We start from the raw sequence: 24,364 nt of genomic DNA on the forward strand, positions 1-24,364 counted from the left end.
TTGACGCAAACTCTATGCTTCAGTAACATAATATTGCCTCACTTAGGTATTAAGCCCGCACCTAGTCGCCAAACTTTAGCGGGCTTTCTTATGTCTACAGCAACGGGTCAACTGCAATGCGCCCCGTTGCCCTCCGCTCGCTCGCCTTCACTGCCAAGCAAGTAAACCTTGTGCGCCAAGTTACTGCGCAACTGGCTAAAAAAATCACGCCGTTTAATGTGCACGTTGCGGCTAGTCGCTATTGCACTCATATCAGCGGCATTCACATTAGCTGCACTCGCATCAGCAGCGCCTACTTCCTCCGCCAATAGTGCAATAGAACGTTCCGCGCGTTGTTCTTCCATCAGCAGATAATTCATAATCCAATCAATGCTCACCGTTGGCAGCAACAACTGCTTACTACTGCCCAGCAACGCCTTATCCACGATGTCGGTCGCGATAACCGCCCAACGCTCGGGGCGACTATGCTGCAATTCATCGCAGCTCCTTAACACCTCAACCATTCGGCCCACCTGCGTTCGCTTAAACAACTCCGCCGTGGTATGCCCATGAAAACAGGCAATGTCTTTGCCCATGTTCACGCCACTTAACGGGGCCCGTTCAGAGCTTGCCGCGCTAAGCTCATTGGCGTTACGCTCAGCCACATTAGGCTCAGTGCTATTAGGCATGTTCGACTTAGATTTAAGCGCCATCGCCTTAAGCATTAACTGCTTTGCTTGCATCATGAGTAACGTCACTTGCGCGGTTTCCATTTCGGTAAGCGCGGTTACGGCGGGCCCATCATCACTGCCAACTTGCCCATGTACCGAACACGCGGCGCCACCCTCCAAACAACAAATTAAACATTCAGGATCAAACATCGTTATCCTCCTCACTTCATCTTAGGTATCAAGCCTGCATCGGTCGCCAAACTGTGGCGGGCAATTTGATAACGGCGTTTTTTACGCGCCCAGTTATCACTTAACTGATTTGTGAACATGCCATTCACTCCTTCTTTCATTTCAACAGCTCATTCCAACAAGTCATTTCAACAACTGCCACTTATGCCCATTGGCACACACGGCGCGTTTCGAGCCCGACTTGGTTTGCTTTAAAGCCAAACCGCACTGGCCACACGGCACATCAGCCACCCGCTTAAGCATCACCGCATTAATCTGTGCGCTGTGATCCGCCCGTTTAGGCCGATACCCTAACGCCCGCGCCACTTTTACATACTCTTTCGCAATCCATTTGCCATCGGGCTCCAAGTGCAAACCGTCGCCGATCATGTCGCCCAAGCGGATCAACTGCTGGTGCAACTCGGTTTTAGCACTGGCGATAACATTGATGTTTAGGTTCGATTGCGGCATCGCTATCACTTCTCGGCCGCGTATTGCGCCGCCTTGCCACCGTGACTCGCTAAATACGGATACGCAAGCTCTAACGCCGCCATGCTCGCTTGCGTGGTCGCCGCCGATTCTTTTAACTCGCGGTGCGCCGCCACTAACTGCTCGCGCTTGGGCGCCGGCCCCAAATGGATCACCGCCACTTGTGCCTCGGCGTTCTCTTTGGTGAGCGACGCCGCCATATCGGCCACATGCAACACATGACCATCATTCATGCGATCCGCAATTACCGTCACCCCAGTGCAACCAAACACATCGTTGAGATACTGCACCCGCAAATACTCAGGCAATGCCGCCACCAGTGCTTGCTCAACATGAAACAAGCGATCCGCCTGTGGATGTTGGCCCTCGTACTGGCCGAGCCAACGGAACAGCTTTTGGGCATTAATCCGCGCATCGTTGTGCACGTCTTGGCTGCTGGCAAAGCTAATGCCCTCCGCCGCAAGCACCTCACTCAGCCCGAGGCGCTCAACTGCCGCAACAAAATCTATCGCCAGCGCAAAGCGCGTCATCTTGGGTAACTCCAATACCCGATGAATCGTTTTCATCAACAAATTCAAACGGCTATCTTTTTTACGTGAATTGGTTTTCATGCTAATAAGCCTCTCTCTGTTAACTTACTGTTATTGAAGATTTGAAATTAATTAAACCGATGCTCTGTACTTACCAACTGAATCTCGGTTCGCGTACTAATGCATGTAAGTCGCTAATAGCAAGCCGTAACAGTTGATACTTCAATGTGCTTACTGGCATCGGGTTCGCAAACCGGTTTAGAAGTGGCAACGCTATCATCTGCTGATATATCCAATGGATTTGGAAATACATCAGCAAAAGAACATTGGGCGCCAAGACGGTTAAGTGCGTTTACGATTTTCCAGCATTGATTGAAGTCAGGAGTTCTTCGCCCTGTTTCATAGTGATAGAAGGTTGACACATCCGTACCAATGATTTGAGAGAGGGCTTTAACGGAAATTCCGGCACTCTCTCTGATGTTTCGAATCTGTTGCATGCTCACCTCAGAATTGACACTTTACGCAAATGTACATTATGTATATTGAGCAAGCAACAATAATGTACATTTTGTTCGTTGATAGTATTTGTACATAATGTACATTTTGGGGATGAAAATGAATTGGACTGATCTGGTTAAAGCCAGAATTAAAGAAATTGGGATGACCCAAGAAAAGCTCGCAGAGTTGATAGAAGTAACTCCGGGAGGAATGGGCCATTGGTTGAATAAACGCCGTGAACCTTCATTAAGCCAAATAGCAAAAATTCTAAAAGCTGTCAGTCTTGACTCGCTTTTACTCCATTCTGATGGAACTTTAGAATATCCTGATGAAGCGATTTCAAACGTGGTACACACGAAATCACCTGTTGCATACCAGAAAAAATTTCCCGTTATTAGTTATGTGCAGGCTGGAGTTTGGACTGAGGCTTTAGAACTATGCATGTCGTCTAGCACAGACGAATGGTATGAAACAACAGAGCGAACAAGTGATCGATGTTTTTGGTTACGTGTACAAGGAGATTCTATGACGTCTCCCGCTGGAACAAGTTTTCCAGAAGGGACGCTTGTCTTAGTGGATACAGAGAAAGATTTCCAAAATGGGTCTTTTGTGGTTGCAAAGTTAACGGATGTAAATGAAGCAACGTTTAAAAAATTGGTGATCGATGCAGGTCAGAAATTCCTAAGACCACTTAATTCAGCATATCCAACGATGCCAATAAATGGGGATTGCAAAATTATAGGTGTTGTTGTAGACGCTAAAATTAAAATTTTTTAGATAGTGATATAATACATAAATCTTGCGACATTGTAACACTATTAAAAAATAGCATAAAAATTAAATTTATATCATGCCATTTGAGTTTCATCCTTGAAACTCATTTAGCCAGTGCCAAATTAAATTTAAAATCAATAACACATTATAAATATGAATAATACAACCTACAAACCATATTTCAATTCGTTAAATGCTTCGTCAAAATAATCCATAAACTCTTTTGGAAGCCCCCCTACACTTATCAGATAGGCAGCCATCTGCTGTGAATATTGTCTAATTCGATTATTCTCAACGATAATTTTTTTGCAATACTCTTCTTTCAATACATTTTTTTCAACAACAGTTCTAAAACCTAACTCACGCATAGGCGTTATACATTTTTGAATGTCATTTGGTGAGTCTAATAAGTTTCGACATAACTCAATAAACTCCATCCACTTATTCATTTTTAGTTCAGAATCAATTTCAGGATGCATTTGATTAACAGCATTATAAGCTTTTTGCAGATTCTGCTTTAAAGTATAACTCTCCCTTCCGCCCCATATGTAATATTTAAGGATTTTTTCAAAGCTTAATTCATCAGCATCAAAATCAACAATATTTCTTAAGTCATGCACTATTTGAGACATAATAAATGAGAATATTGACAACGTATAGTAAAATATTGCTTGATGCTTTGGTTTTTGTGGATCTAACTCACCTTTTACTTTTTTTAAGGCACTTGTAAATTTTCGATAGGCTTTTACATAATCAACTTCCATAGGTACAACATTTGAAATAAATTCAACAAAAGTTTGTAATTCGACATTGCCTTTTGAGCAATCATATAGTTTTAACCAACTACTAATGTTTGAGCTGTAGCAATAATCAATATTGAAATCTATTGAACAAGATTCACCGTAGTTATTGAATTGCTTTTCGTCGAAAAGATGAACATCTATCTGCCGAGCTGATAATCTGTGTGCCTCAGACGCTCTTTTTCGTAAAACTATAAATGCTTGTTCACAATTTGAAAACCTCATTAACCCAGAAGCCCAAAATGCTCTATTAATAGGGCTTGTTTTATTAAGTGTTTTACAATCAAAAATAGTTTTTCGAGCTTTCCCTGAAGGTAGACTCTCTATCCCCATCACATCAATATCAGTGATAATTGTGGATGTATCAGATAACTCACGATGATTTTGTATATTAACCTCAAGGAATGGAGTCATATCGTTTACTAGACAAAAACGAATTGCCATTTCTTTTTGATGAATATCCTTATCTAGTTTTCCCATTATGCATCCAACCCCAAAATTAGTTGCTGAAATTGCTCATTCGCCTCACTAGCAATAGGCATAAGTTGTTTCTTTTTAAGATCTGATGCAGAAATTATAGACTGTATATATTTATCATCTTTTGACAAAGCAATTTGAGCATCTTTCTTGATATCCATCCCAGCTAAATCCCCTGTTTTAAGGAGGTTTATTGCAAGTTCTAATGCATCTCTATTTTCTTCTGTTTTATTGAGAACAAAACGGTGTCGGTTGCCGACATTTGTTTTTTCGAGATAACCTACCTTTAGAAAAGCTAAGTTTTTATATTGATTTGCGGCTTCTGAGTTTGAGCCAATATATCCTCTATCTCTAAGTGCAGTAAGTATCGATAAAGGACTCCATATTCTGAATTGTTCAGCCAGTAACTGTCCTTTCCGCACACAAGAAACTAGTGCCATAGCTCGTTCGTAAATTTCACGCTGTGATACGTCTAATCTTGAGTTACCAGGCCTTGGTGTGAAAACAAAAGTCTCACTCTTATCTCTAAAATTAATAGATGGTGGTTTCAAAATGCCTTCTTGGCATAACTGCAACAAAATTTGACTTTGTGTATTAGTAAGTTTCTTTCCACCTAATTCCAGTTGACTCTGAATAATTGAAAGCGGCCAGCCTTGATTTTTCTTGATAATATCCAATACAACAGCAATATCCTCTGCCCCTGATTTTGCAGACATATCAACTAAACCATCAAGATTATCCGCAAAATAAAATGGGCTTGCTATGATATTTTTTTCTCTTGCTCTAAATGTTTTAAAGTAATTACCAAAGTTACCAATCTCAACACAACGATTGAATACAGAATAGTCAAGCCCGATTTTGCTTTTGATTCTATCGACATTTTCAGGCTTTTTTTGTAGTGCAGCCAGTATAGCGAGAGTCCCTTGCTCGTGCTCATTTAGCTCTGAAAAAGTAAAGTAGTTCCCAACTCCTTCGTAAAGGTCTTTAAATCTTGGAACCTGAGGAATGATACTTAAAATAGTAGATCCCTTTTTATTGACTTTTACGTATTCAATTTCAGCTAAAGTTACTATTATTTCTTTAATTGCCATTGACGGAATACTGAAGTAATACTCACTAACTTTTCTCAATACTTCATATTCAATTTCAGGCATACCACGAAGGTGCATCGCAAGAGTTGCAGCCATCCCCATAACACGTAATCTTTAGAAATCAGGTATGTCACTACTACCTAGTCCTGATTGAACATCATAAGAAAGCTCTACAAGTTCACGACCAGCAATCATATATAATCCTTTAATCTTATTGTGTTAGTAACATCCTTCGTCAAATAATAACAAAATGCCATGTTTATGCCACTGTTACTGACATTTTGACAGGTACTAAATCAAAAATCAGTTTTTGGCGGTATGACTTCAAAGCTTTGAATCGAATATGACACAAGTGGAACTTGGAATTTCAGGTTAAATTACATCTTCTTAATCGACATACTTTTTCGTACTTTCTTCACCAGAGTTCCATAGGCTAGAGATTAAAACTCAATTTTTCCCAAAAACAAGTCTACGAAGTTAAACATCTGTTCTTACAAGCTTACAAAACCAATATCTAAAATTTTATCCTAAAACACAGAAGTTCAAGCAACTATTACTTAAAAATCTAGTTTTCCACATGGAAACGCCCCTCCAATTGACACCTAATATCAGTGCCCTAGGCTTGCCAAATTCTACCCGTTAGATACATCCCAATTTTTTAAAGTTCCTTTTCCCACAAAAAAGAATACATTTTGTATTGACCCAAATATGTACATAATGTACATTTAACACAAGCATGATTAATCACTGCTTACCCACTACCGAGGACAAGGAAATGATTCTAGCGAAAGTTCACACCACACCTAAGCAACGCGATGAGTTTCGTCTACTGGTTGCAATACGTTTTGCCTGCTTGATGGCGCTGGCCAAGGGCCACACCGACCCAATGGATTGCCCACGGGTGCAAGTCCGTTGCGCCGAACTGGTCAAGCATTTTGCTTATCACCACCCAAGTCCTGCCTTTTACCGCCAGTTTATTCGCCACACGGGTGAACTCGGGCTCAACTTCTGCCTGCGCTTCACCGAGCCCCAACAAGGTTTGTACGGCAAGGTGATGGTGTGGCGTAACGACCCGCAGGCCGCCACTAATGTGCATCCGCTGCACACCATGACGCCAGCCGCGCCAATCGGCCGCTAAGCAGTAGAGCCGCAGCGCACATTCACGATTTAGGCTAGCTAAGCAAAGCAGCCAAAGCAAAGCAACCAAGGGGTGATGGTCCATATCCCGATAACGATAACGGCGACAGTTTCACCTTGTTGGAGGCAATTATGTTTTTTGTTTACGGCGTGTCCATGACCTTAGCGAAAAAACAAGCGGCCAAAAAGTGCAGCACCTCAGTCGGCGCGCACCCTAACCGCCGTCAACTGAGCCCCGACGAGTACCAAGCTAAGTTGGATGATATGGCGCAGCACTTGTTTGACACCATGAAGCCACAACGCCTGTCGCATTCGTTATCGACGCCCGCGCTGTGCCAGCAATATATCGTGTTAGCCATGACCCAAGAAGCCCACCGCGATGTGCATATTCGCTATCACAAGCTGTCGGACAAGGTGAACCCCAAAACCAAGAAACCCATCATCAATCTGGTGGTGTTTAACGGCGAAGCCGCAGCTTAGCCCTGCTGATTCAAAAGAAGGAATAGCGCATGAACCACTTACTCCCGGGCTTTGAATCACAAGAGCGCGTTGCGTTATTGCTGTCGCTTACCCGCATTAGTTCGCCCGAGGTGATTGCCGCGTTAACGCTGCATTACACCAGCGCCCTGCCAGCTGAACGCGCGGCGGCTCGCCACGGGATCGAACTGTCGAACTTTATGCGCGGGCAAAAGAAGTTAGAGCAAATCGCCGCCACGGTCGAGGCCATTAAAGCCATCGACTGGGCCAAGCTGCAATTAACTCATTTGCAATCAAGCCCTTTGCAACCGAAGCAGGTGGCCTAAATGACTCAATCAGCGGCGTTTCGCCATCTGTTAAATCATTATCGCAGCCATAAATTAAGCCTGTTACTCAAGGCCAAAACGGGCGACAGCATCAAAATCGCGCTGGCACTGGGCGCGTTAGATTGCCTGTACTGGCAAGCATTGGGCAACGGCTTAACCAACTTAGCCAAGGGCATTAGCCGCACCATAGTGTATTCGTACCGATATCACCCTATGCGTCTGCCCTGCCATCCGCCAGTCATCCAAACAAGCAACAGCCAAAACAAGGAGGCGGCATGAATACGTTCAGCACTAAAGCGGGCGTGGTCACGTTATCTAAGCCCTACTCCACCTTGATGTGCGATCAGCAACAAATCGAAGTGAAGTACACCCCCAACAATTACCACGGCTGGGGCATTTGTAAGTCATTTAACGCCATCGAGTGCAGCGACTTCGGCCAAGCCGACGCCGAAGTATTCGCACTCAACGCAGAATCAAAACTCAGGATAAAAGGAGAAGCAGCATGAACCCGATACAAGCAGCAACTGTAGAACGTGAAGAAGGTTATTGGACCCATCCAGACATGCCCGAGTGGGATGAAGGGGTGACCCGCGTGGAGTGTGAAGCATGGGCGGCACGCCAAGGCGGCGAGTTTGTGGCGATTTGGTTTGAACTCGATGCGCCTGAAAACCTGATCGAGCGTTACTTTGACGAGGGCGACAACGATATCAGCGATTGGCAACCCATTTGCGACAAAGCCGGCTCATTCTTACTGAGTATTCACGACACCGAAGATGGCCCCGTCGCACTGTTTTTCGCACCGAAAGATAAGGAAGCGGCATGAAGCAGCTTTCACTATCTGAACGGCTAAAGCAGTTCGCTACAGATCAAGACGACTTATCTCGTCGTGGTGAAAAGGCTCTTGCGGCTGAGGCAGCGCAAGAAATTGACACTCTAACAGCTGAGCGCGGCCAGCTGGCGATGCAGGTGGATAAGCTCAAAACCTTCATATCTACACAAGCACTGCCAAACCTATTAGTACTAAGTAATGACTATCCACAGTGCCTAGGAATCGAGAGTGCAATAACTGATGCGAACGAGCTTCTAAAAATTTGCGGCCAAGAAAAAAGCGTTACAAATGGTGGTAAACAATGAAGAAGATGGCAAAGCCTGCTGGGCTAATAGTTTCATGTCCACACTGTGGCGGTGAAAATACGATTTACGCATCAGATCTATGCGAAAACGAATTTGTCTGTTCATGGGCGCATTGCGAAAAGGAGTTTGCAACGTGTGGCGAGGATGATTTTCATCGTTACATTGAGGATGGCAAACAATGAGCTGGTCAAATTGTGGTGAGGATAGTAACGGCAGACCCATTGGTTATGCCTTCGAAGCAACCTGTGATCATCCGGGTTGCCACAAACAAATCGACCGCGGCCTTTCTTATGCGTGTGGTGGTATGCATGGCGAAGATGAGATCAGCTGCGAGGGTTATTTCTGTGAAGCACATAGACCAACCTTTGTCGAACATTGCGGCAGTACCCATCAGATTTGCAGTCAATGCACCAAAGCATTAATCGACTCAGGTGAATGGCAAGAAGATGAGGATGAAGGCTGTTTAAAGCAGGTAGGTGCAGCATGACGATGAATGACAGACTTAACCTAGCTATCGCTGAGAACATTGAGATTAAAGCCAGAATTGCCGAGCTTGAGCAACAAGTGGCAATGCTGAGTAAGCGCCCTGAGTTTGATCTATCAACTGTTCAAGGACGTGAGCAAGCAGTGATTGCTCGATTAGATAGGATGATATTAAAAGCAGATAACCTTAACTAATTGAATTAATTGGAGTTTAATATGTCATTTAAAAAACCGTCCAAACTAATGAGGGCCAGTGAGTGGTCTGAACGTGAGTTTGCTGCCAATTCCGCGCCTCAAAATCGCACCATTAAAGGTTGGATTTTACGTGGTGTGATTCGCGGGCTCATTGTAGATAACAAGGTCTATGTTTACGAAGACCAGCACTTTGGTGTGGCGCCCGCCGTTAGCAGCGCGGTGTCTGATTTAATTGCAGCCTCAAGGTAATCAATATGGTTCGCCCTAAAAAGTCGCATAATAAAAATCTGCCTCAGCATCTAATGTTTGATAGCTCCAAGGGCACTTACCGCTTTACGCTGGTAAATGGTGTTCGCAAAACATTAGGTAAAGATAAAGTGCAGGCGATTCAAATTGCGGTTGAGTACAACCGCATTATGCGACCTACCGTTGGGTTAACGGTGGATCAATTGATTGAAGCCTCATGCGCCTCACCTCAAGCTGATGGACTGTCCTTTGCCAGCCATGTGGACCGCCTTTTAGAGTTGATTTTTAAAGAGGAAGCACCAAGTAAGCAACTGGGCAGCACTATGCGCAACGATGCCGAACGGGTTAAAACCTATTTTGCTGAGGTTAGCAGCCAAGATATTAGCCTTGAGCACATCAACGGCTATCTAAACCAATACCATCCTGATGCCAGCCCCAATGTGCATAACCGCAAACTTGGATTTTTGGAGAAACTGATTAACTACGCGATCGACCAGTCCATCATGTTAGATAATCCGGCCTCTCGAAAGATGAAAAAACGCAAAACCAAAGGTAAGGAACGCCAACGCTTAAGCTTTGAAGTGTATCAACAAATCCATGCTGCTGCGCCACTGTGGTTACAAACGGCGATGGACCTTGCTTTGCAATCAACCCAAGCACGCCTTGAAGTATCGCGGATAAAATACAGCATTAAAAAACCTAAGGAAGGCCAATGTGGTTGCCTATGGTTTGATGAACCTGTCGATGGCATTTACGGCACGTTATTTATTCATCGCCAAAAAGTGGAAGAGCAAGAAGCCAGCCATGTGGCAATCCCTATCGGTGAGGTATTAAAGGCCGTTATTGATAAAAGTCGTGATGGAGTGCTTTGTCCTTATGTGGTTCATCGCCGACCAGACAAACACAATAAGCAAAGTGAAGCGACTGATCACCGCTATCAGCTCGATCCTAATTATCTCAGCAGAGCGTTTTCAGCATTAAGGGATGAGTTAGCGTTGTTCAATCATTTAGAAATGAGCCAGCGCCCAACCTTCCACGAGATCCGTGCGCTTTCCGCCAGATTGTTTTCTGATATGGGTGTTGATCCTCAAGGCCGAATGGCTCACACCGATGCTAAGTCCACCAAAATCTATGTGCGGGATCATCTGCAATGGACCGAAGTACCTCACGCTGAAATTAAATTCAGCCATTAATAAAACTAATGCAACCAGCGCACTTGACCACTGTAATTCTGAAACCCGTTTCACCCCGATTTCACCACAGTTTCACCACCTCTAAGCAGTAAAAAGCCAAATTATAGACACAAAAAAGCCCGCAACTGATTAAGATTGCAGGCTTTTTTGTTTATGAATTTGGTCGGTATGAGAGGATTCGAACCTCCGACCCCTGACACCCCATGACAGTGCGCTACCGGGCTGCGCTACATACCGAAATTGTTTAAGTGAATTGTATTATTAGCGCTGACTTAGTCCGTTATAACGTACTGGCTATTTCAAGCTAATTTTTTAAATCACTTATCACCTAAGATACTGTTTATGGGGTTTATCTTAAGTGAGCCAGAACTGTAGCAATTGCCTTGCAACTGCGCAAGGGCTTCATGAGATCTCTTTGAACAACTGCTTAGTTTATGTTCTGAATGACACAATTTTCATCGATAACGGTTCTGAAATGGCCCCATCCATTGGTTATAGCATTCGTCAGCCTGCGACTGACGAGAATTGACCTATCTTCAGCGAAATCATCTAGTGGCACTATTTGTTTCGACAATCCATTTCTATCATCGGCTTCAACAATCTATTTACGTTATAGCTTTGTTTGGGGAGGTAATTGAATGACTGGGATAGAGGCGTTGGGTTTATTTGTGTCATAATCACAGACAGTTAACACAAGCCATTTTCTAAAGGGTCTTTTCTTTGCATCTACCCGCCTTCCAAACCACCCATCTCAGACTGGCCATTATTCTTGGGGTATTCGGCTTAGTTCTGAATCTTTTTCCCATCCCTCTATTCGCTAATGTGCAATTGATTCTCGGCAACGTGGCCGTGGTGATAGTGGCAATACTCGTAGGGCCTTGGTATGCGTTGATCACCGCCCTATTTACCGCAACGGGGCTCATGATCGTGTGGTCGAGCCCCCACGTGTATTTACTGTTTTTACTGGAAGCATTATGGCTTGGTTTTGCAAGGCGCCGAGACATTCAAATACTCTATGCCAGTGTGAGTTATTGGGTGTTATTGGGGATCCCGCTGTTAGCCATTTATGTGGCAGTCATTGCTAAAATGCCCGCCAGCCACATTCCTTTTACCGCGATCAAACAAGCAGTTAATGGCATGATTTACGCTGCAATTGGTGAACTCTGTGTGGTTGCTATTCCAAGCCTATGGCATTTTAAAGGCAAGCTGACCAATCTTAATCGCCGTACTTTTAGCTCGCAGCTCAGTTACTTGTTTACCTTAATTATTACTGTGAGCTTATTGGTCTCATCCTTAGCTTTTAATCACTTTTTTATTGATAAACAACAAGTGATGATTAATCGCAATCTGGACGATACGGCAACTCATTTGAGCCATGCAACCGACAACTACCTCGCTTACAACACGCAAGTCATCGCTAGCACGGCCAAGTTTTTGAGTCTGTCGAACGCTGGCATCAATGAGTGGCAGGCATTACTGTCGAGCATACACGATAGTAATCAAGGCTTTAAAACCATGTTACTTGCTAATGAACAAGGCAACTTACTCGCTGCCAGTCCAATGGCCAATATAGTTGAGTTTGATCGCCTAGCAGAAATCCCTTCTGTGATGGATAGGGAGTACTTTACCCAAGCGTTTTACAACCATAAAACCTTTGTATCACCTGCGTTTATCGGCAGAGGTTTTGGTAATGACGTGATCGTTGCCATCAGTGCTCCCATTTTTAGTCCAAATGATCCCAATCAAGCCAGAGGGATAGTCGAAGGCAGCTTAGATTTACGCTATTTTTCCAGCATAGATAAACAAAACCTGCACCATGAGCAGCAATCTATTTTACTGACAGATGAGAACAATAATCTGATTTATGCCTCCGAAGGGTTAGGACTAGCACCGCTCACCCCCTTGTCATTCAGCAAAGGCAGTGAGATTTATCGCGCCCGGCTTCAACTGATGAACCTGCATAACCTAGATTCAAATACTCCTGAGTACATCTATGCCCAGCATAAGTTAAACAATGGGTGGCAACTCTATGTTTTAGAACCTTTTGTGCCGCTTCTAAAACTGGCTGAGCGCCAATATGTCAACACGGTAATTTTGCTGTTTTGCTCCTTAGTCGGTGCCTTTTTTATTACTAAAGCTATCAGTAAGTTACTGACCGAACCTCTGTCGCTTTTAGCGCAGCATTTCGGTCCCGCTAAGCAAGAAAAAGCCAGCGACGAGAAGTTTGAGCATGATCTACTCGATAAAAGCACCCCTAAAGAAATCTATAGCTTGTATGAAAGTTTAGCCTCGAACCAACAAGCCTTACTCGAACACCAACAAGAACTTGAACAAAAAGTACAGCAGCGCACCCAAGATTTAGAGGCCGCTAATGTGAAATTGAAGGATTTAGCCGAGCGCGATCCGCTGACGAATCTCTATAATCGCCGCTATACCGAGCATCAATTTCCACTTATCCAACAAATGTGTGAACGGGGTCAAGATGCCATGACGCTTGCCATATTGGATTTAGACCATTTTAAGCAAATCAATGATACTTATGGCCATTTGGGCGGCGACGAGTGTTTAAAAGTGGTTGCTGAACTCTTAACCTCGCTCTTCAAGCGAGATATTGATTTGATCTCCCGCTACGGCGGCGAAGAATTTTTGCTGATTTTACCTATGTGTAATGCCTTGAAAGTCGAAGCACATCTCAATGAGTTTAAACGGCAGCTCGCAGGTACAGTGATCATCAATCCGCAGGATCATCGAAGCTTTAATGTCACGGCGAGTATTGGCGCTGTGATTGCCAATGCCACCTATAGCGACTCCTTAGAGTACTGGCTTAAACAGGCCGACAATAACTTGTATCTGGCAAAGGAACAGGGACGTGATCGGGTTGTTTGCAGCCTGATTGTTTAACTGGCGCTTGTTTAAGAGAAAGCCGCTGAGGAGACAGTCGTTCAAAGGTAAAGAAGGTTTAGGTCAGATTAACTGGGTGGCATTCAATCACTATTAGATTGCGCAGGATTGTACTGAATGCTAGCGGGCTAAGTTGCACGGCTCTGCTTGATCCTGAGCGCACATTTACATAGCGTGATCATCATTGAAAGCTCAGGCGTTATGACACCTGAGCGGTTAATCAATCACAAAATCCTAGTGCATATGGGCGAGTCGATACTCATCTATGCGCTCAAGTAGATACGGGAAGAAGGGATTCCATTTCTGGCGCAACATTTCCGATGCCGACACACTATACAAACCGCGCTCTCCCCGTGAAGCCGTCGCACCGATTTGGATCCGATGTGAATCAGGCTGAATGATCGCGCCATAGAGGCCATCATCCACACCAAAGGGTAGCGCAACATGGGACAAGGAATACACGCCAGCGGGCCAATACAGATCTAATGCTCGCACTTGTTCATTGCCTTCTGTGACCACTTTACCCTGCGCAGCTAAACCAAAGCTGCGCGCTTGAGCTTGCGTGGTTTCATGACTGATATTTTCCACCACAGTGCCGCGATAATGCAGCGCAGGACTATTGATACTCGCCAACAAGCCCGCCAGCGGATCATTGGATACCATTTTGGCATTCACATCGAGTCGGTTCATGTCGAACAGCACGAGTTCGTGGCCATTTTGAGGCAATGTCTGATAAAGATGATTCACCACAGCCGAGGTTGAAACGGTTGCATCCACTACCGACTGAAAAGTGAGTATCGATGGAATTTGTGCCCTTTGCGGCAAAGTTAATCCAGCCAATAAACCTTGGTTACGTAGCGCTAATTGATACACCACATCCCCCGCATTGACCGCAAAAGAAGTGTATTTAAACGGATCGTACTCCACTTGAATGCTGTTCCACTGCAGTTTATCCAGTTCTAGCAATCGGCCTATCCAACTCTGCCAGCGCGCGGCCGCCGCTAATGGCGCTAGCCCTATGGCGGGAGAGATAAAAATCATCCCAGCATAATCTGGTTTTTTATCTTGGCTAATACGTTCTAACTCATGGTTAAGCGCTACGGCGGCACCGGTCGAAAAGCCTACAACAAATAGCGGTTTACCCTTCAGAGATTGCCGCATATGCGCTGTGGCTAAGTTCACTGCGGCGGCGAGATCTTGCCAATAAACCTCAGTCAAGCCACTCGGAATCGTGCCATGTCCTGGTAGTCTTAAACCCAGCACATGGGCTTTACCTTTAAAATGCGCTGCCACATTGGATAAGGCATAGGGCGAGTCTGACATGCCATGGAGCAGCAATACCCCAAACTCGGCATCGGCTTTGGGCCATTCATAACTGCGATTCCAATTTTGTGACCAATGGGCAGGATCGGATAAGCTATTTTTGACATAGCGGTTCACGGGAGAAAATTCATTGGTGGGAATCTTTTGGACGACTTTGCGCTCAACTTCGGCGAATAAGCGCTCTTCTAGCGCTAAGTACTCATTAAAATTAGCGAGTTTCGTATTGTAATGGAACTCATTTTCTAACTCGACCGTATGCCAAAGCGACAATTCTGGACGCGCATTGAGAAAATAAATCCCCGTTGCGAGTAACGCCAGCGCTATGCCAATGCTCGCATACACTGCGGCTAAGAATAGGTGTTTTGTCGAACCTATGATGATGGCCTTCATGGCTGTTCCTACATAACAATAAGATAAAATGAGCAAGCCAATTATACGGTTAGAAAAAAACATCCTTCAAACTTTTTACCACAATAATATCCACTGCCATAAGCTGCGCAATTTTGTCACCTCAGCTTAATCACCTGAATAGAGTCACTTAAACTTAATCACCTAAACAGTGTCACTTAAACTCAGTCTCCTAAACAATGTCACTTAAACTCAGTCACGCTAATTCAATCACTCTTATTCAATTTCAATCAAATGACGTCGCTAGCCAATTCAGTCACTCGCAAGATAGCCGCCGCGCAATTTTATTAGCCGCATAGGCCTTAATCGGGTTAGGATCCAAAGCAGTCTTATTCCAATGAAACTTATACGCCCTCGATGATAATCGGTAATCCACACGCTACATTCGCCTACTATCTTCCTACTGCGCCGCTGATACCTGACAGCTGGCATTACACTCAGCCAGACGCTGTCGGGGCTCTCATAGCTCTTAATGGCAATCATTGGCGTAAGATCTTCACTATTATGGCAAAAATCAGCGCGGTCGGAGAGGATTGGCGCAGCTATCGTGACCAAGTGTTACTCAAGCAAAATGAACTGATCTGCATAGGCGGCACTGAGTTGATGGCAAACACGAAGATCCATCTCATCGCGGGGCAAGTGGCAGCAAAGTGTTTAGGACTCACCATGTCTGCAAGCGATATCCATGCGCAGCATTTAACCGCCCAAAACAAATCCATAACCGCGATGACGCTTCCATCTTCGCAGGGGCAGCATTGTTTACTCACGCCCTATTTGGATTATCGCCAATACCCAAATCAACTGATCGCCCTGACACGCCAACACTTAGCCATTCCATAATCCCTACTAGAAGATGCATTGCCAAATGCAGTAAGCTCAATGACTCAGTAAGAAAAAGACATAAAAAAGCACTCGTGAACTGAGTTCCAACGAGTGCTTATTCGAGTATGATTTAGCGTTAGTCGTAGATCGTTGGGATAGGCTGACGCTTATGCTGCGTCGCCTTATAAATACCAATTAACTTATCTTCAACTGCCTTACCGACGTCTTTTCCCTCAAGGAAATCATCGATTTGGGCATAGGTTAGCCCCAGTGCGACTTCATCTTCGAGTAACGGTTTATTATCTTCTAGATCCGCGGTCGGCGCTTTATGCACTAAAGACTCTGGCGCACCAAGATGCGCGGCAAGTTGGCGAACTTGGCGCTTGTTAAGACCAAATAAAGGCGCTAAATCGCAGGCACCATCGCCCCACTTAGTGTAAAAACCTGTGATGTTTTCGGCGCTGTGATCTGTCCCCACGACGAGTCCACCTACGAGTCCGGCGAGTTCGTATTGAGCGATCATCCGCATACGAGCTTTAACGTTACCCTTAACAAAATCCACTTTTGCCACATCGGGCAAAGGCAATCTGGCTTCGGCTAACGCGGCGACGGTAGCGCTGTGCACGCCATCGACACCTTGATGAACATTCACTGTGACCAATTTAGAGGGCTGAATAAACTGACAGGCTAATTGCGCCTCATGCTCATCTTTTTGGATCTGATAGGGTAAACGCACCGCGATAAACTGGTAACCGCCTTGGCTATTTTCGTGGTTTAAACTGTCCACCGCCAACTGACACAAACGCCCTGCGGTAGAAGAATCCACCCCACCGCTGATCCCTAATACCAATGCCTTGCTGCGCGCTTCTTTTAGTTTGGTTTTAATAAACGCGACCCGACGTTGCACTTCGAACTCAGGCTCTATGGCCGTGAGTACTTTCATTTCTCTTAAGATTTGCGCTTTCACCGAAAATTCCACCTTAAATAATCGCTGTATTTGGACTATCTGAACCCGACTAACGTTAACATTTATTCGCAACTGCCTGTAGTTAAAATTAGCGCTTGGCCGATTGATTGTTGATAAACGCCATAAAAATAAAGGCAACAACGGTTTGCCGTTATTGCCCTAGCGTAAATCAGTCAGCTTAATACCAATACAGGTATCGGCTTATCTTTCCCAGTAGGATTCTTCTAAGCTGTCTTCGCGCTCAGGTAAACCACGGGATAAACGCGGGCTATGCTGGGCTAAGACTTCATAGGCAACGCGGTTAGCGTACTTACATACTTGAGAAAACGAGGAATAACACAGGCCATCGCGCTTATGTTTACTCGAACCCGGCACGTTCGTCTTGTGGAAAGTATTAGCCGCCAGATCGTGCAATAACGCCGATAACGCGCCATCACCTGCCCCATTAGTATTCCCAATTTTTTCTGGACCGCCCATATAAGGTGAAATGTGGGCAAACACTTTAATCGGTGTTTCACAGTCATTCTTAAGCTTTGGACGGGAGAACTCATAACGGTTAAATTCTGGGATCGCACCCGGCAACAGGGTATGTACGGTTTCGCGCTTTTCAGAATCTTCAGTATAACCCGCAGTATAAAGCCCGATTGGACCCGCTGTGGTTAATACCATGTCACACCATTCCAAGGCTTTTTCACTGGCGAGCAGAGGATCCCGTGAACCGGTTAAGGCTTCACCTTCATCTTCATTCATCGCCAAAATGGTGACATGTTCTTTGATGAAGTTTTGCCACCATTGAGGATCTTCTTCAATCAAAAAACGCGTGCCTAAGGTCAATACTACCGGCACCTCGGCGGCTTTTGCGTATTCGATGGCGCACATGGCCGCATCGGTAATTCGGTCGCCATCGCTAGCGCGCATTAAATATGCGGTCAGCACTAAGGCAGAGCTGCCCTGTATTACATCTTTATCAATATATTCAGGCGTGAGTTTATCCATCGAGCCTTTGCTAATCGCAAATGTCCGCTCGCCACACTCAGAAATCAAGGTAAAACAGCGACCGATAGGGCCATCTACAGGCTGTAGAAAGTTAAGGTCGACTTTAGAAGAGGTATTACATAAATAGCGATAAGCGTAACTGCCCACTTCGATATTCTGACTCATCACCCCGAATAACACTGAACGGTCATCGGCCAGAATAGAATAGTTGTGCACTGTGTTGCCAATCGTGCCACCAGCAAACTCATCGCTAATCAAGCCATGAATTTTTAACTCAGTGTAGAGTCTGTGGGCCTGTTCATCATTGATCAAGGTAGAATTACCTTTGGGCAAGCCATAACGGCTCAGCAATTCGTCTTCCACTTTCGCTTCGATATCCACTAAGGTTTGATCAATACCGCTGATATAGGTCGCAAACGGCTGAGGCTGTTGAGTCAGCTGTTCAAGCAGCGGATCTCGGGTTTTAACCGGAAAATAATGTTTTGATTTACGCTGACCGGGAAACTTCATAGTGGCTCTCTTTTCCTGGCATCCATGCTAATTGGCGTCTGCCGAGGCGGTCAAGCCAAGCAGCATCCTAAAAATATTGAGTCTAGGCTAGCGAGACAAAAAAACCACCCCTTAGCCGGAAGGGCGCAGATTCTATCACAAAATCAGTTCGAAGCCAGTGCTCCAATACCCAAACAACCTGAAGATGTAGGATTCAGCGGCTGAAGTTAACGGAATGGTTTAGGCAAGGCCATTTATTGCTCCTGCATAAATGTCATTCACGCCATCCATGGCGATTGCGGTTATTTGCAGACCTAGTGGGCTAAGTTAAAAATAGTCAACACAGTATAAAGTGCGTTACCCCCGTGAATAACATCAGCCGCCGGGACGGAACGCCTAGGGCACTCCACTTCCGTGTTGCATCAATTCAAAAGGTGGCCGACATTCTGTCATTGATGCGCCTTGAATTGAATCACCCTAGGCGCTCTGAAACTCGACTCTTCAGGTGGCTTGGGTATGGGCCCAAGATACCGCTTGTTCTTGGATTAATTGCCGTAATAATTCAATGTGTAACTCATCGTCGTTCAAACAAGGGATAAACCGATAGTCGCTGCCACCTGCATCTAAAAAGGTTTCCTTGGCGCCGATGGAGATTTCTTCTAAGGTTTCGAGGCAGTCAGTCGCAAACGCTGGGCAAATCACATCGACACTTTTGATTCCTTGCGCAGGTAACTCGGTCAATAGTTTATCGGCGTAGGGCGTGAGCCACTCTTCGCGGCCAAAGCGCGATTGGAAGCACACCTGCCATTGCGACTCGCTAAGCTCAAGTTTTTGCGCCAACAGTTTCGCCGTGACAAAACACTGCTCACGGTATGGATCGCCCTCTTTCACATAACGCAGTGGAATACCGTGAAATGACAAGAGCAACTTGTCGGCCTGCCCATGGGTTTTCCAGTGACGCGTCACACTATGCGCCAGCGCTGCTATGTAAGCATCATGATCAAAATAGTCTTTATTAAATCGAACCTGAGGTATGTCACGCACGGTTTTAAGATAATTGGCAACGGCATCGAACACACTTGCCACAGTCGAGCAGGAATATTGGGGATACAAAGGCAGCACAATAATGCGCTCTGCCCCTTGGTCTTTCAGGCGTTCAAATCCCGCATCGATGGAGGGATTGCCGTAACTCATGCCCAGTTCAACCGGGATGGTCTGGTTAAACGTGGCGCTTAAGTCCACCGCCAGCTTTTGTGCTTGGCGTGCACTTATCACCATCAAGGGCGAGCCTTCCGGCGTCCACACGCTTTGGTAGAGTTTGGCGACTTTCGCCGGACGGGTGTTGAGGATAATGCCGTTCAGCAGCGGTTGCCAAATCCACGGCGATAAATCAACGACACGGGGATCACTTAAAAACTGCCTTAAAAATCGTTTTACGGCCTTAGGGCTAGGTTCATCAGGCGTGCCGAGGTTAACCAATAACACACCAAAAGCAGGGGAAGGATTCAACGTTAGGCTCATGGTTAATGAAGTTCACTTGGAGGCTAACATTGCGATACCCATAAAAAAAGCCTGCATCGGCAGGCTTTTTTCTAATATGAGAACTCGTTCTCGTAAATTAAGCTATTTCGGTTATTTCAACACGCTGGCAAGCTGCTCACTCACAGCCGCAACCGATTGAGTACCGTCAAACTTGTTGTATTGAGTTTGACCAGCTGCAGCCACTTTACCGTAGTATTCAACCAGCGGCTTAGTTTGCTCGTGGTAAATCGCGAGGCGTTTACGCACTGTGCTTTCTTCGTCGTCTGGACGAATAGCTAAATCTTCGCCAGTTACGTCGTCTTTACCTTCCACTTTAGGTGGATTGAAAACCACATGGTAAACACGGCCAGAACCTGGGTGAACACGGCGACCACTCATGCGCTTAACGATTTCTTCGTCTGGCACATCGATTTCAATCACGTGATCAATGCTAATACCGTTTGCCGCCATCGCATCCGCTTGTGGAATAGTACGTGGGAAACCGTCTAACAAGAAACCTTTAACACAGTCTTCCTGTGCGATACGCTCTTTAACCAGACCGATGATCAGATCATCAGAAACCAGTTGACCAGCATCCATCACTTTCTTCGCTTCCAAACCCAGTGGAGTACCGGCTTTTACCGCGGCACGTAACATATCACCAGTGGAAATTTGTGGGATACCATACTGTTCCATAATGAACTGGGCCTGGGTACCTTTACCGGCACCTGGGGCGCCCAATAGGATAATGCGCATCTCAAGAGTCCTCTTTTCGCATTGATATTCTTCTTAGGGCGGCGATCTTCGCACATCTGGCCGCCATTGAGAAGGCTTTTAGCTTCGACTTTAGCCTCAGAAACCGCAAATAAACTGCCGTTCCTTAGGCATTTCTATCATTAATAGAGCAAGGTATAGAGCTTACGGCGGTATTGATTGGCTATGGGATTACCTTGGCCAAGTGCGGTTAATACTTCCATAAATACTTGTTTTACTGTGCCATTTTCAGCACCTAAATCTTTACTGAGCACACCGAATAACAGTTCTAATGCTTCATCATCGCGGTGGGCAGCATGCAATGCCTTACTCAGCTCGAGTAATAACACTAAATCTGTTGGATTTTGCTCAAACTTTTGCTGTAAATCGCGAATTTCAGGGGTATCCGCTGCATCTAGGGCAAGTGCGAGCTTGGCTTTTAAACTCTGGTAGTAACCATCTTGGTCGGCAAGCCCGACTTTCTCAAGCATAGCTTGCGCTAACACTAATTCGCCCTGCATCAGATACACATCGGCAAGCACTAAACTCACCTCACCCGCTTGATTTGAGCCTGCATGCGCGTCTTTAAGCAACACGGCAGCAGTGGCAAGATCCTCTGCGCTTACTTGGCTAAGGGCGAGTAATGCTTTGGCCTGTGCTAACTGTAACTGCCACATAGGCGGTAAATGTTTGTCCAGCATGGCTGTGACTTGCGCCGCATCTTGCAGGCCAGCAAAACCATCGACAGGCTGGCCTTTATCCAATACTAACGTGGTCGGTAGACTTTGAATGCGAAAGTAATTGGCAATTTCTAATTCTGCTTCACAGTCAACTTTAGCGAGCACGAATCGACCCGCATTTTGCGCGGCAATTTGCTCTAAGGTGTGCAGCATAGCCACACTTTGTTCCTGCGGCTGTGCCCAAAATGCTAACACCACGATCTGCTGCATCGAGGCATCAACCACTTGCTGAATATTGTCTTTAGTCAGGCTGAGGATATTGTCCATAGTATTCCCTTAACGTTTAAGGCCTCAATCATGGGAGGCCTTATGCTTTTAAAACGAAGCGCTAGCACTGAGTGTTAACGCGCTATTTTAAAATCGTTGTCTTAACAGCTTGTATACCCAAGCAACCTGAAGAGTCGAGTTTCAGAGCGCCTAGGGTGCTTCAATTCAAGGCGCATCAATGACAGAATGTCGACCACCTTTTGAATTGATGCAACACGGAAGTGGAGTGCCCTAGGCGCTCCGTCCCGGCGGGTTTTAACGCACTTTATGCTGCGTTGGTTATTTTTAACTTAGCCCACTAGGTCTGCAAATAACCGCAATCGCCATGGATGGCGTGAATGCCATTAATGCAGGAGCAATTAATGGCCTTGCCTAAAGTGCGTTAAATTCCCGCTGAATCCTACATCTTCAGGTTGTTTGGGTATATTCTCGCTAACGAATTTGAGTGACAGGCTAGGCTCAAACCACTCTTCCTGCACTAGAAACAATATCGGGGCCGTTCAAAGAAAGGCCCCGATAGTCATTTACTTCATGTTAGCCAGTAACATTTGGTTCATCAGCTTGATAAAGGCCGATGGATCCGCAAGGCTACCTTTTTCAGACAATTGCGCCTGTTGCAGCAGCAGATTTGACCAATCCGCGAAGGCGGCTTCATCTTGAAGATCATTTAAGCGCGACACTAATGGGTGCGCGGGGTTGATCTCAAATGTCGGCTTCACTTCTGGCACAGGTTGACCGGCAGCTTGCATCAGCTTGATCATCTGAGTCGACATTTCGCCTTCACCCGCCACGACACAGGCTGGAGTGTCGGTTAAGCGTGACGTGACTTTCACATCCGCAACACTCGAGCCTAATGCCGCTTTAATGCGTTCAACTAAAGCTACTGATTCTTGCTCAAGCTTTTCTTGCGCTTCTTTTTCAGAGGCATCTTCCAGCTCGCCAAGTTCTAAGTCACCACGGGTCACTGAGTGCAGTTGTTTCTCTTTGTACTCAGTTAAGTGGTTGATTAGCCACTCGTCGATACGCTCTGACATCAGTAAGACTTCAATGCCTTTCTTACGTAACAACTCTAAATGTGGGCTGTTAGCGGCGGCTTCATGACTGTCGGCAACAATGTAATAAATCTTAGTTTGGCCTTCTTTCATGCGGCTGATGTAGTCATCGAGTGACACAGTCGGCGCAGCACTGCCCGTATGGGTCGAGGCAAAACGTAATAAGCCTGCAATACGTTCACGGTTGGCGAAATCTTCCGCTGGCCCTTCTTTCAACACTTGGCCAAATTCAGCCCAGAACTGTTGATATTTTTCCGCATCGTCTTTCGCCAGTTTTTCCAGCATGCCAAGCACACGTTTGGTGATACCTGTTCGCATCGCTTTGGTCACGTGGTTATCCTGCAAAATTTCGCGGGATACGTTCAGCGGCAGATCGTTTGAGTCAATTAAGCCCTGCACAAAGCGCAGATAAGATGGCATAAATTGCTCAGCGTCATCCATGATGAACACTCGTTGCACAAACAGTTTCAGGCCGTGCTTACGATCGCGGTTCCACATATCCCAAGGTGCTTTGGCAGGAATATACAATAGGTTAGTGTATTCTTGCTTACCTTCTACCCGATTATGACTCCACAGTAGTGCGTCGGTATAATCGTGGGAAATGTGTTTGTAAAACTCTTGATACTCTTCGTCACTGATGTCAGCTTTGCTGCGCATCCACAAAGCAGTCGCTTTGTTCATGACTTTCCATTGACCTTCGGTCGCAGGTATTTTTTCGCCATCAGCACCATCACTTTCTGGCGTACCCTCTTGCCACATTTCGACCGGCACAGAAATATGATCTGAGTATTTAGTGATGATCGAGCGCAGGCGCCAATCATCGGCAAATTCTTTTTCTTCATCACGCAGGTGCAGCGTGATTTCAGTACCACGGCTCGCCTTAGTGATGGTATCAACGGTGAAGTTACCCTCGCCTTCTGATTCCCACAATACGGCTTCATCGGCCTTATGACCGGCAGCGCGAGTGCGAACCGTGACTTTCTTGGCCACGATAAAGGCTGAATAGAAACCGACACCGAACTGGCCGATTAACTGTGAATCCTTTGAGGATTCGCCCGATAGATTTTTAAAGAAATCAGCGGTGCCCGACTTAGCAATTGTGCCTAAATGCTCAATCACGCCGTCACGGGTCATACCCACGCCGTTGTCTTCGATGGTCACAGTGCCTTTTTCTTTATCAGCACTGATACGGACTCGCAGTTCACCGTCGCCTTCATACAGAGCATCATTGGTCAACGCCAGATAACGCAGCTTGTCCGCTGCATCCGCAGCGTTGGAGACCAGTTCACGCAAGAAAATTTCTTTGTTGGAATACAAAGAATGGATCATCAAATGCAACAGCTGTTTGACTTCTGTTTGAAAACCATGAGTTTCTTGTTGTGACATGAAATTTTCCT

General features: G+C 45.6%; 27 protein-coding genes and 1 tRNA gene. 14 read left to right on the top strand and 14 right to left on the bottom strand.

Translation table 11 applies throughout. The features are described from left to right. Nucleotides 1-107: 107 nt before the first annotated feature. The 4 genes from Q4Q54_RS17725 to Q4Q54_RS17740 all read right to left on the bottom strand — a co-directional run bounded on the left by Q4Q54_RS17725 (nucleotide 108) and on the right by Q4Q54_RS17740 (nucleotide 2,394). The gene (locus Q4Q54_RS17725) at nucleotides 108-860 is read right to left on the bottom strand and encodes a hypothetical protein (RefSeq protein ID WP_311989146.1); all 753 of its coding nucleotides are present in this window, start codon (nucleotides 858-860) and stop codon (nucleotides 108-110) included. 162 nt (nucleotides 861-1,022) lie between these two features. Further along, nucleotides 1,023-1,349, bottom strand: a complete 327-nt coding sequence (locus tag Q4Q54_RS17730; RefSeq protein ID WP_115334839.1) for a hypothetical protein — start codon at nucleotides 1,347-1,349, stop codon at nucleotides 1,023-1,025. Between the two features lie 5 nt (nucleotides 1,350-1,354). After that, on the bottom strand, nucleotides 1,355-1,978 hold the full coding sequence (locus tag Q4Q54_RS17735) for a hypothetical protein (RefSeq protein ID WP_311989148.1): 624 nt from the start codon (nucleotides 1,976-1,978) through the stop codon (nucleotides 1,355-1,357). Nucleotides 1,979-2,091: 113 nt separating this feature from the next. Then, the gene (locus tag Q4Q54_RS17740; RefSeq protein WP_311989149.1) at nucleotides 2,092-2,394 is read right to left on the bottom strand and encodes a helix-turn-helix transcriptional regulator; all 303 of its coding nucleotides are present in this window, start codon (nucleotides 2,392-2,394) and stop codon (nucleotides 2,092-2,094) included. A 118-nt stretch (nucleotides 2,395-2,512) separates the two neighbouring features. Between Q4Q54_RS17740 and Q4Q54_RS17745 the strand changes: the two genes are divergently transcribed. Next, entirely contained in the window at nucleotides 2,513-3,172 is a 660-nt protein-coding gene (locus tag Q4Q54_RS17745) for a LexA family transcriptional regulator (protein WP_311989150.1), read from the top strand. A 164-nt stretch (nucleotides 3,173-3,336) separates the two neighbouring features. Here the strand turns inward: Q4Q54_RS17745 and Q4Q54_RS17750 are convergent, their stop codons facing one another. Beyond that, nucleotides 3,337-4,449, bottom strand: a complete 1,113-nt coding sequence (locus Q4Q54_RS17750; RefSeq protein ID WP_311989151.1) for a hypothetical protein — start codon at nucleotides 4,447-4,449, stop codon at nucleotides 3,337-3,339. After that, nucleotides 4,449-5,639 (bottom strand): hypothetical protein, encoded by a 1,191-nt coding sequence (locus tag Q4Q54_RS17755; RefSeq protein ID WP_311989152.1) that lies wholly within the window; start codon nucleotides 5,637-5,639, stop codon nucleotides 4,449-4,451. The genes Q4Q54_RS17750 and Q4Q54_RS17755 overlap by 1 nt, the downstream gene beginning before the upstream one ends. Before the next feature lie 673 nt (nucleotides 5,640-6,312). Here Q4Q54_RS17755 and Q4Q54_RS17760 point away from each other — a divergent pair. The 11 genes from Q4Q54_RS17760 to Q4Q54_RS17810 all read left to right on the top strand — a co-directional run bounded on the left by Q4Q54_RS17760 (nucleotide 6,313) and on the right by Q4Q54_RS17810 (nucleotide 10,728). Then, nucleotides 6,313-6,675 (top strand): hypothetical protein, encoded by a 363-nt coding sequence (locus Q4Q54_RS17760; RefSeq protein WP_311989153.1) that lies wholly within the window; start codon nucleotides 6,313-6,315, stop codon nucleotides 6,673-6,675. Between the two features lie 131 nt (nucleotides 6,676-6,806). Next, nucleotides 6,807-7,154 carry a hypothetical protein gene (locus Q4Q54_RS17765; protein ID WP_220592641.1) on the top strand — a complete coding sequence of 116 codons (348 nt, stop codon included), beginning with the start codon at nucleotides 6,807-6,809 and terminating at the stop codon, nucleotides 7,152-7,154. A 29-nt stretch (nucleotides 7,155-7,183) separates the two neighbouring features. Then, nucleotides 7,184-7,477: a hypothetical protein gene (locus Q4Q54_RS17770; RefSeq protein WP_012089044.1), complete on the top strand. Its 294-nt coding sequence runs from the start codon at nucleotides 7,184-7,186 to the stop codon at nucleotides 7,475-7,477. After that, nucleotides 7,478-7,756, top strand: a complete 279-nt coding sequence (locus Q4Q54_RS17775; protein WP_311989154.1) for a hypothetical protein — start codon at nucleotides 7,478-7,480, stop codon at nucleotides 7,754-7,756. Then, nucleotides 7,753-7,983 carry a hypothetical protein gene (locus Q4Q54_RS17780; RefSeq protein WP_012089043.1) on the top strand — a complete coding sequence of 77 codons (231 nt, stop codon included), beginning with the start codon at nucleotides 7,753-7,755 and terminating at the stop codon, nucleotides 7,981-7,983. Before Q4Q54_RS17775 ends, Q4Q54_RS17780 begins: the two co-directional genes overlap by 4 nt. Further along, nucleotides 7,980-8,300 (top strand): hypothetical protein, encoded by a 321-nt coding sequence (locus Q4Q54_RS17785; protein ID WP_311989155.1) that lies wholly within the window; start codon nucleotides 7,980-7,982, stop codon nucleotides 8,298-8,300. Before Q4Q54_RS17780 ends, Q4Q54_RS17785 begins: the two co-directional genes overlap by 4 nt. Beyond that, nucleotides 8,297-8,611, top strand: a complete 315-nt coding sequence (locus tag Q4Q54_RS17790; protein ID WP_311989156.1) for a hypothetical protein — start codon at nucleotides 8,297-8,299, stop codon at nucleotides 8,609-8,611. Before Q4Q54_RS17785 ends, Q4Q54_RS17790 begins: the two co-directional genes overlap by 4 nt. Before the next feature lie 178 nt (nucleotides 8,612-8,789). Further along, a complete protein-coding gene (locus Q4Q54_RS17795) occupies nucleotides 8,790-9,098 on the top strand; it encodes a hypothetical protein (protein ID WP_311989158.1) in 309 nt (102 codons plus the stop codon). Between the two features lie 2 nt (nucleotides 9,099-9,100). After that, the gene (locus tag Q4Q54_RS17800) at nucleotides 9,101-9,289 is read left to right on the top strand and encodes a hypothetical protein (RefSeq protein ID WP_311989159.1); all 189 of its coding nucleotides are present in this window, start codon (nucleotides 9,101-9,103) and stop codon (nucleotides 9,287-9,289) included. A gap of 21 nt (nucleotides 9,290-9,310) precedes the next feature. Then, a complete protein-coding gene (locus tag Q4Q54_RS17805) occupies nucleotides 9,311-9,538 on the top strand; it encodes a hypothetical protein (RefSeq protein ID WP_115334402.1) in 228 nt (75 codons plus the stop codon). Between the two features lie 53 nt (nucleotides 9,539-9,591). Further along, nucleotides 9,592-10,728 (top strand): recombinase, encoded by a 1,137-nt coding sequence (locus Q4Q54_RS17810; protein WP_311989160.1) that lies wholly within the window; start codon nucleotides 9,592-9,594, stop codon nucleotides 10,726-10,728. Nucleotides 10,729-10,888: 160 nt separating this feature from the next. Here Q4Q54_RS17810 and Q4Q54_RS17815 read toward each other — a convergent pair. Then, nucleotides 10,889-10,965: transfer RNA gene (locus Q4Q54_RS17815), tRNA-Pro, on the bottom strand. A 483-nt stretch (nucleotides 10,966-11,448) separates the two neighbouring features. Here Q4Q54_RS17815 and Q4Q54_RS17820 point away from each other — a divergent pair. Next, a complete protein-coding gene (locus Q4Q54_RS17820) occupies nucleotides 11,449-13,629 on the top strand; it encodes a diguanylate cyclase (RefSeq protein ID WP_311989161.1) in 2,181 nt (726 codons plus the stop codon). A gap of 234 nt (nucleotides 13,630-13,863) precedes the next feature. Here the strand turns inward: Q4Q54_RS17820 and Q4Q54_RS17825 are convergent, their stop codons facing one another. Then, complete coding sequence (locus tag Q4Q54_RS17825) at nucleotides 13,864-15,342, bottom strand: alpha/beta fold hydrolase (RefSeq protein WP_311989162.1); 1,479 nt, start codon at nucleotides 15,340-15,342, stop codon at nucleotides 13,864-13,866. A 375-nt stretch (nucleotides 15,343-15,717) separates the two neighbouring features. Here Q4Q54_RS17825 and Q4Q54_RS17830 point away from each other — a divergent pair, with 375 nt between their 5' ends. Then, nucleotides 15,718-16,200, top strand: coding sequence for a DUF6942 family protein (locus Q4Q54_RS17830; RefSeq protein ID WP_259482205.1), 483 nt, complete (start codon nucleotides 15,718-15,720; stop codon nucleotides 16,198-16,200). Nucleotides 16,201-16,318: 118 nt separating this feature from the next. Here Q4Q54_RS17830 and nadE read toward each other — a convergent pair whose 3' ends face one another. From nadE to htpG, 6 genes are all read right to left on the bottom strand, one after another. Then, nucleotides 16,319-17,149 (bottom strand): ammonia-dependent NAD(+) synthetase, encoded by an 831-nt coding sequence (gene nadE, locus Q4Q54_RS17835; RefSeq protein WP_259482204.1) that lies wholly within the window; start codon nucleotides 17,147-17,149, stop codon nucleotides 16,319-16,321. A 201-nt stretch (nucleotides 17,150-17,350) separates the two neighbouring features. After that, nucleotides 17,351-18,655: an inosine/guanosine kinase gene (locus Q4Q54_RS17840; RefSeq protein WP_006086215.1), complete on the bottom strand. Its 1,305-nt coding sequence runs from the start codon at nucleotides 18,653-18,655 to the stop codon at nucleotides 17,351-17,353. Between the two features lie 480 nt (nucleotides 18,656-19,135). Further along, nucleotides 19,136-20,155 (bottom strand): ferrochelatase, encoded by a 1,020-nt coding sequence (gene hemH, locus Q4Q54_RS17845; RefSeq protein ID WP_311989163.1) that lies wholly within the window; start codon nucleotides 20,153-20,155, stop codon nucleotides 19,136-19,138. Between the two features lie 111 nt (nucleotides 20,156-20,266). Next, nucleotides 20,267-20,911, bottom strand: coding sequence for an adenylate kinase (adk, locus tag Q4Q54_RS17850; protein WP_006082054.1), 645 nt, complete (start codon nucleotides 20,909-20,911; stop codon nucleotides 20,267-20,269). 140 nt (nucleotides 20,912-21,051) lie between these two features. After that, complete coding sequence (locus tag Q4Q54_RS17855) at nucleotides 21,052-21,915, bottom strand: tetratricopeptide repeat protein (protein WP_311989164.1); 864 nt, start codon at nucleotides 21,913-21,915, stop codon at nucleotides 21,052-21,054. A 524-nt stretch (nucleotides 21,916-22,439) separates the two neighbouring features. Beyond that, nucleotides 22,440-24,353, bottom strand: coding sequence for a molecular chaperone HtpG (gene htpG / locus Q4Q54_RS17860; protein WP_006082056.1), 1,914 nt, complete (start codon nucleotides 24,351-24,353; stop codon nucleotides 22,440-22,442). Between the last annotated feature and the right edge of the window lie 11 nt (nucleotides 24,354-24,364).

Origin of the sequence: Shewanella sp. SP2S2-4, assembly GCF_031932025.1 — a bacterium.
GTDB classification, from domain to species: Bacteria; Pseudomonadota; Gammaproteobacteria; order Enterobacterales; family Shewanellaceae; genus Shewanella; species Shewanella baltica.